Origin of the sequence: Mucilaginibacter sp. (genome assembly GCF_028287845.1) — a bacterium.
Classification (GTDB): Bacteria; Bacteroidota; Bacteroidia; order Sphingobacteriales; family Sphingobacteriaceae; genus Mucilaginibacter.
Genome location: NZ_JAQBOW010000071.1, coordinates 73,560 through 80,033, shown reverse-complemented (window position 1 = coordinate 80,033; position 6,474 = coordinate 73,560). Strand labels below are relative to the sequence as shown.

3 protein-coding genes are annotated in these 6,474 nt (G+C 43.2%); all 3 read left to right on the top strand.

Going from position 1 to position 6,474, the window contains the following annotated elements:
* Window positions 1–397 precede the first annotated feature (397 nt).
* The 3 genes from JWP71_RS06735 (at window position 398) to JWP71_RS06725 (ending at window position 6,411) form a co-directional block, all read left to right on the top strand.
* Entirely contained in the window at window positions 398–709 is a 312-nt protein-coding gene (locus JWP71_RS06735) for an antibiotic biosynthesis monooxygenase (protein WP_299498111.1), read from the top strand.
* Window positions 710–808: 99 nt separating this feature from the next.
* Window positions 809–3,583: a hypothetical protein gene (locus tag JWP71_RS06730; RefSeq protein WP_299498110.1), complete on the top strand. Its 2,775-nt coding sequence runs from the start codon at window positions 809–811 to the stop codon at window positions 3,581–3,583.
* The gene (locus JWP71_RS06725) at window positions 3,580–6,411 is read left to right on the top strand and encodes a hypothetical protein (RefSeq protein WP_299498109.1); all 2,832 of its coding nucleotides are present in this window, start codon (window positions 3,580–3,582) and stop codon (window positions 6,409–6,411) included. The genes JWP71_RS06730 and JWP71_RS06725 overlap by 4 nt, the downstream gene beginning before the upstream one ends.
* Window positions 6,412–6,474 lie beyond the last annotated feature (63 nt).

Here is a 6,474-nt window from a genome sequence, read left to right as displayed (position 1 = left end):
ATCAGTAGGCCGGGTTAATGACACTTATGGCGACAGAACGCTGATATGCTCATGCCCGCCATTAACTGATTACGAGTTTGAAGAAAGTGAAGTAACAACGCCGGAATACGGAACATAATTGATGTGCAGATATGGCAAATACGAAGATGTGCAGATGATTAATAATTGTCTGCACATCTTTTTAAGGAGATGATACGTTGCAAGGGTAGACCAGGTAGGTCAGGGTAGATCCGGTAGGTCAGGATAGATCAGGTCGGTTCAGGTCAACCCGCTAAGCAGCCGGAAAATAACGAATGGGGCCGCGCAGAAAAATATCTGCACATCGTCATATCCTCACATTCGCACATCATTTTTTATCTGCACATTTGCATATCCGCACATTTTCACATCAAATCTTATGATCGCCCAAACCCCACAAACCCCGTATTACGCCGTAATATTTACATCGATAAGAACCGAAGGCGATGATGGCTATGCTGCTATGGCAGATGCTATGGACAAGCTGGCCGCTCAACAGGAAGGCTATCTCGGCATTGAATCTGCACGGAACGAAATAGGCATAACCGTGTCCTACTGGCAATCGTTAGAAGCGATAAGAAACTGGAAAGCCAATACCGACCACCTGATGGCGCAAAAATATGGCCGCGAAAAATGGTATGCCAGCTATAAGGTACGCATTTGCAAAGTAGAGCGCGATTACGGGTTTTAATCGCCCCGGTTAATTATATAATTACGCCCTATCCCCCCTTTTTTTACTATCTGCGTATTTAGTTTATAATCACGTATAAACTATACACTTATTGTTTTAATGAAAAAGGCAACCATCTTATTTGCAATGGTTTTATTTTCTGCTGCCGGCTACAGCCAGGTAAACAGCGGCTTACTAACTACCCTATCAGCAATTGCCGGTATGCGCGACCGGTTCCCGATAGAAAAGCTGTATTTGCAGTTGGATAAGCCGTATTATTCGCTGGGCGATACCCTGCGCTTTAAAGCTTATTTATTAAATGCCGACTTTTTAAAGCCATCCAAAAGAAGCGGGTTACTTTATGTAGAGCTGGCCAATAATTCAAACAAAATTGTTAAACGGATAACAATCCGCCTGGCCTTAGGCATTGGTTGGGCCGACATAGCGCTTCGCGGAAAAAACATACCCGAGGGCGCTTATACGCTCAGGGCCTATACCAACTGGATGGAAAATTTTGGCGATGATTATATTTATAAAAAGAGCTTTTATATTTCGTCGGTAAATGGTAGTTCGACCCTGGTAAAAGCAAATTTCAAGCTGGAAAACGGCATTGGTAAAGACAAAGTAACAGCTAACCTGAGCTTTACAGGACTGAATGATAAACCGAAGCAGCAAAAGGATATTCGGCTAACCATAAAGCAAGCCGATAAAACCCTGTTTAAAGAGCAAGCCAATACAGGTGCCGAAGGAAATGTCCAATTAAATTTTGATGTACCCGAAAAGTCGGCGATAAAAAATGTGAACATACATGCACAAGATATGAGCACCGGGGCAGATACAACGGCGCTCATCATCCCCATAAACATAAACCGGGTAGAGAACACCGACCTGCAGTTTATGCCCGAAGGCGGCAATTTGGTAGCAGGCTTAACCGCAAGAATAGGCTTTAAAGCAATAAATGGGGATGGAAAGGGAATAGCCATAAGCGGTAAAATAATCGACAGTAAACAAAAGGAAGTAGCCACATTTAAATCAACCCATACAGGTATGGGCGTATTTGAGTTGACACCACAAGCCGGCGAGAGTTATACAGCCGCAGCCATTTTATCTAACGGCACAATTAAAATCTATGCATTGCCTAAGGTTAATACAACCGGCACCGCTTTAAGTGTAAATTCAAAAAGCAAAGATGCGTTAGAACTAACCATCGCCGCAACTCCCGATTTGCTAACTGCGGCAACTACCTATTACCTTGTTGGCCAGACAAGAGGGGTGGTATGTTATTCATCGGTTATCAATTTTAAGGGTGCCGAAGTAAAAAAGATAATAACTACCGATCTGTTCCCTACCGGCATAGCACATTTTACTTTATTTACCAGTTACAACAGGCCGTTAAATGAGCGTATATTTTATATCGACCATCAGGACAACCTGCAAATCGCTGTCAATACGGATAAGCCAAATTATAACCTGCGGGATAGCATTGGTTTAACCATACAAACAAACGGCAAAGATGGCAAACCCATACGCGGCAATTTCTCTGTAGCCGTTACCGACGATAGCCAGATAAATACAGATAGCCTTACCGATAATATAGTTAGCAATATGCTGCTTGCGTCTGACCTGAAAGGGACGGTTGAAGAACCCGGCTATTATTTTAATGAAAAGAATGCAGACAGGGCCGCTGCCCTGGATAACCTGCTGCTAACCCAGGGCTGGGTAGGTTATGACTGGAAACAGGTATTTGCGCCAACCCAAAAGCCCCAATATGATGCCGAAACAGATTTTATTGTAAAGGGTCATGCAAGCAATATTTTTAATAAGCCGGTAGCCAATACCGAGGTAATGCTGATATCGACCAAACCGACAATCTTACTTAACACCAAAACGGATAAGGATGGAATGTTCACGTTTAAGGATTTCCCTCGTTTAGATACCATAAATTTCAGGATACAAACTAAACGCACGCTCAATATTGGTGTAAACGTTGATGTGTTTGCCCCGGCCGAAATAACCGCTACCAAAAACATGCCGCTGCCTTGGTATGTAAACAGTGACAGCATAATGGTAAACTACGCCAAAAAGAAAAAAATAGAATGGGATGAAAGCTATGATGCCCGTAATACCATACTACTAAAAGAGGTAGAGATAAAGGCCAAACAGCCCGAGCCGCTTTACCTTAACAGGTTGCTTATACAAATGGATGAAGAAGAAATACGTAATGCCCGCCCCGGTAAAAAACCGCTAACCCTGCACCAGTTGCTTAACCAGCAGGAAGACCTGAGCCAAATGCACTTGAGATTGATTGTTGACGGGCAGAGGACTACGCATCTGCAATTTACACATACTACCCAGCCGGGTGTTAAGTACGATATTATGGATGAACCACCGCCAGAAAAGGTGCCCGATGAGTCCCCTGAAGTATTGGGATTGCTTGACCACCTTATGACTGAGGATATAAAAGGCTTTTCAGCGAAAAAAATACTTGTTCCAGTGTTGATTGTAATTCCCTTTACTGACCCTCCTATAAAAATAGAAAGAATGCTTACTTACCTGCAAGTTAGCGTTACCACCAACATTAAATTTGGCGACGATGCAATCCCTCCCGGTGATTTTGTTTACCGGCCTATGCCTATAAGCTGGCCGAGGCAATTCTATTCGCCGCGTTATACGGTTAATTCAACACCCATCGGTAAGGACAGACGCTCTACCATATTCTGGGTGCCAAATTTAGTTACTGATGCCTCTGGAAAAGCAGACCTGTCCTTTTATAGCGCCGATCTGCGGGGCAGCTATACCGTAATAATTGAGGGGACCGACATGAACGGCAACTTAGGTTTTAACAGGAAAAAAATTAAAATAGGATCAGGATCAGGATCAACTCCAGCAAAATGAAAAGAACAGTTATTATTTTAGTTTGTTGCTTATGGTCGATCAGCGCTTTCGCCCAGGTAAACAGCGGTTTGTTAACTACCCTATCGGCAATTGCCGGCATGCGCGATCGGATGCCGGTAGAAAAGCTGTATTTGCAGTTAGATAAACCATATTATGCCTTAGGCGATACTTTACATTTTAAGGCTTACCTGATGAATGCCGACTTTTTAAAGCCGTCATTACGCAGCGGGTTGTTGTACGTGGAACTGGATGATAACAGCAATAAATGTATAAAACGTATTATGGTGCCGGTCGCGTCGGGACTGGGCTGGGGTGATATCGCTTTGATCGATAAAGATTTCCCCGAAGGGAGTTATACCTTGCGTGCCTATACCAATTGGATGCTGAATTTTGGCGAGGATTATGTATTTAAGAAAAGTATAAATATATCCGCATTAAGCGGATCGACATTAATAAAAGCAGTATTTAAGGCCGAAAAAAGCAAGATCCAGGCTAATTTGCGGTTTACGGGTTTGGATAGGTCGCCTTACCGGCTGAAAGATATGCAGCTGCGGGTAATGAACGGTAAACATAGCTTGTTCAAAAACACAGTTAGCACGGGCATGGATGGCAGTATGGATGTAAACTTCGACCTGCCCGAAAATGTAAGTATAAAAGATCTTTCCATACAGGCGCAGGAAATAAAAAAAAGAGTTGGATTAATAGCGCAGGAAGCATCAACTTTAGTAATTCCCGTAACCTTAAACAGGCCCGAGAATACCGATGTGCAGTTTATGCCCGAGGGTGGTAATATGGTTAGTGGTATTGATACAAGGGTTGGCTTTAAAGCCATAAGTGAAGATGGGAAAGCAGTTGAAATTAGCGGTAAGGTGTTTAACAGCAAAAATATGGAAATAGCTACTTTCAAATCAACCCATAAGGGCATGGGCAGTTTTGAGCTGATGCCTGTTGCCGGCGAAACTTACAATGCTAAAGTTACCCTTACGGGGAACATTACTAAAAGTTATCCATTGCCAATGGTTAACCCAATCGGAACTTCGCTGCGAATAGAAGCTAAAGAAAAAGACCTGGAAATAAGCATAAACGCAACACCTGATGTATTAAGCTCAACAAATACTTACTATCTGATAGCACAAACAAGGGGCCTGATATGCTACACCGCAGCTATCAACTTTAAAAACGGCCAGGTAAAAAAGGTAATTGGTAAAGACCTGTTTCCAACCGGTATTGCGCATTTTACTTTGTTGAACAGTACCAATCAGGCTTTAAATGAACGAATAGTTTATATCAGTCATAATGATAATTTGCAGATAAGCGTAGCTGCCAGCAAGCCCGTTTATTCAATCCGGGACAGCATCGCGTTAGCAATAACTGTAAAAGATAATGCTGGCAAACCCGTGAGGGGTAATTTCTCATTAGCCGTAACTGACGATTCGCAGGTGCGGGCCGATAGCATCGGCAGTAATATCATCAGTAACTTATTAATGACATCAGATCTTAAAGGAACCATCGAAGAGCCCGGCTGGTATTTTGAAAAGAATACACTTGGGCGTATTAACGCTTTTGATAACCTGCTGCTTACCCAGGGTTGGGTGGGTTATGATTGGAAGGCGATATTCAGCACTAAGCCGCCACAACCCCAGTTTGCTGCCGAGCCGGAGTTTATTGTGCAGGGCAAGGTGACTAACCTATTTAACAAAGGGGTAGAAAAAGCGGGCATGGTACTGTTTTCGCGTAAGCCCGAATTTGTGCGGGATACGGTGACGGATAAGGATGGCAGGTTTACGTTCAGAAAACTATTCCCTATTGATACCGCCGAGTTTAAGATACAGGCCCGCAACAAAAGCGGCAAGAGCTTTAATGTGGGTATTGAAATGGAGGGGTTCATCCCGCCGAGGTTTAAACCGAATGGATTGATTACGCCCTGGTATGTAAATAGCGATACAATTTCGTTAAGCAACTCGAGCATCAAAGCATCGCAACTACAGGCACAGGCCAATTTCCGGGGCGAAGGACATATGCTGAAAGAAGTAGTGATTAAAGAGACTAAACTTGTAAAAGAATCGCATAACTTAAATGGCCCCGGCGAGGCTGACCTTGTTCTGGATGAACAGGACCTGCTAAAAGCCGGAAAGATGACACTTGGTGATCTGCTAAAGGAGAAAATTAAAGACTTTAATATTGGTGAGTTTCCATCAGCGCCTTCCAAGCAGGGAAAACCAGCACCTAAAAGACTAAGTTATCGTGTTAATGACAAAGAAATACGCTTGATCATTGATGGTATAGATGCCGAGCAAGTATTATCCTATACAGTATTCCTTCCAAGAGACGATCAGGGGCGGCTAAGGGAAATTAAACAAATTTTTGATTATTTTTCTGCAGAAGATATTAAAGGAATTGAGCTGATGTGGAATTCGCGTTATAACAGCTCATACGGTGTCAAATTTTTAGGTATGGATATACTTAGCAGTGGGGATTATCCTACTTTTATGGATTGGGCATTTATAGAGGTCACCACACGTGGAGGCAAAGGGCCATGGATGCGTACTACCACAGGCACTTATCTCTACAAGCCCCTGCCCTTTACCCTAGCCAAACAATTTTACCGCCCGCGGTATACTATAAAAAATGCAACTACAGCTATGGGGACAGATCTGCGCTCTACCATCCACTGGGCGCCGAGTGTGGTTACCGATAAAGATGGTAAAGCTACCGTATCATTTTATAGTGCCGATAAACCGGCTAACTACACGCTTATTTTAGAAGGCACAGACTTAACCGGCGCCTTTGGCTACAATAGGGAGAAAATAAAGGTGAGTAAGAAGTAGTATTAAAAATATTCGGCTTTGATGGCGACACTGTTTTGCCAGTGTATACACCTACACTTTACT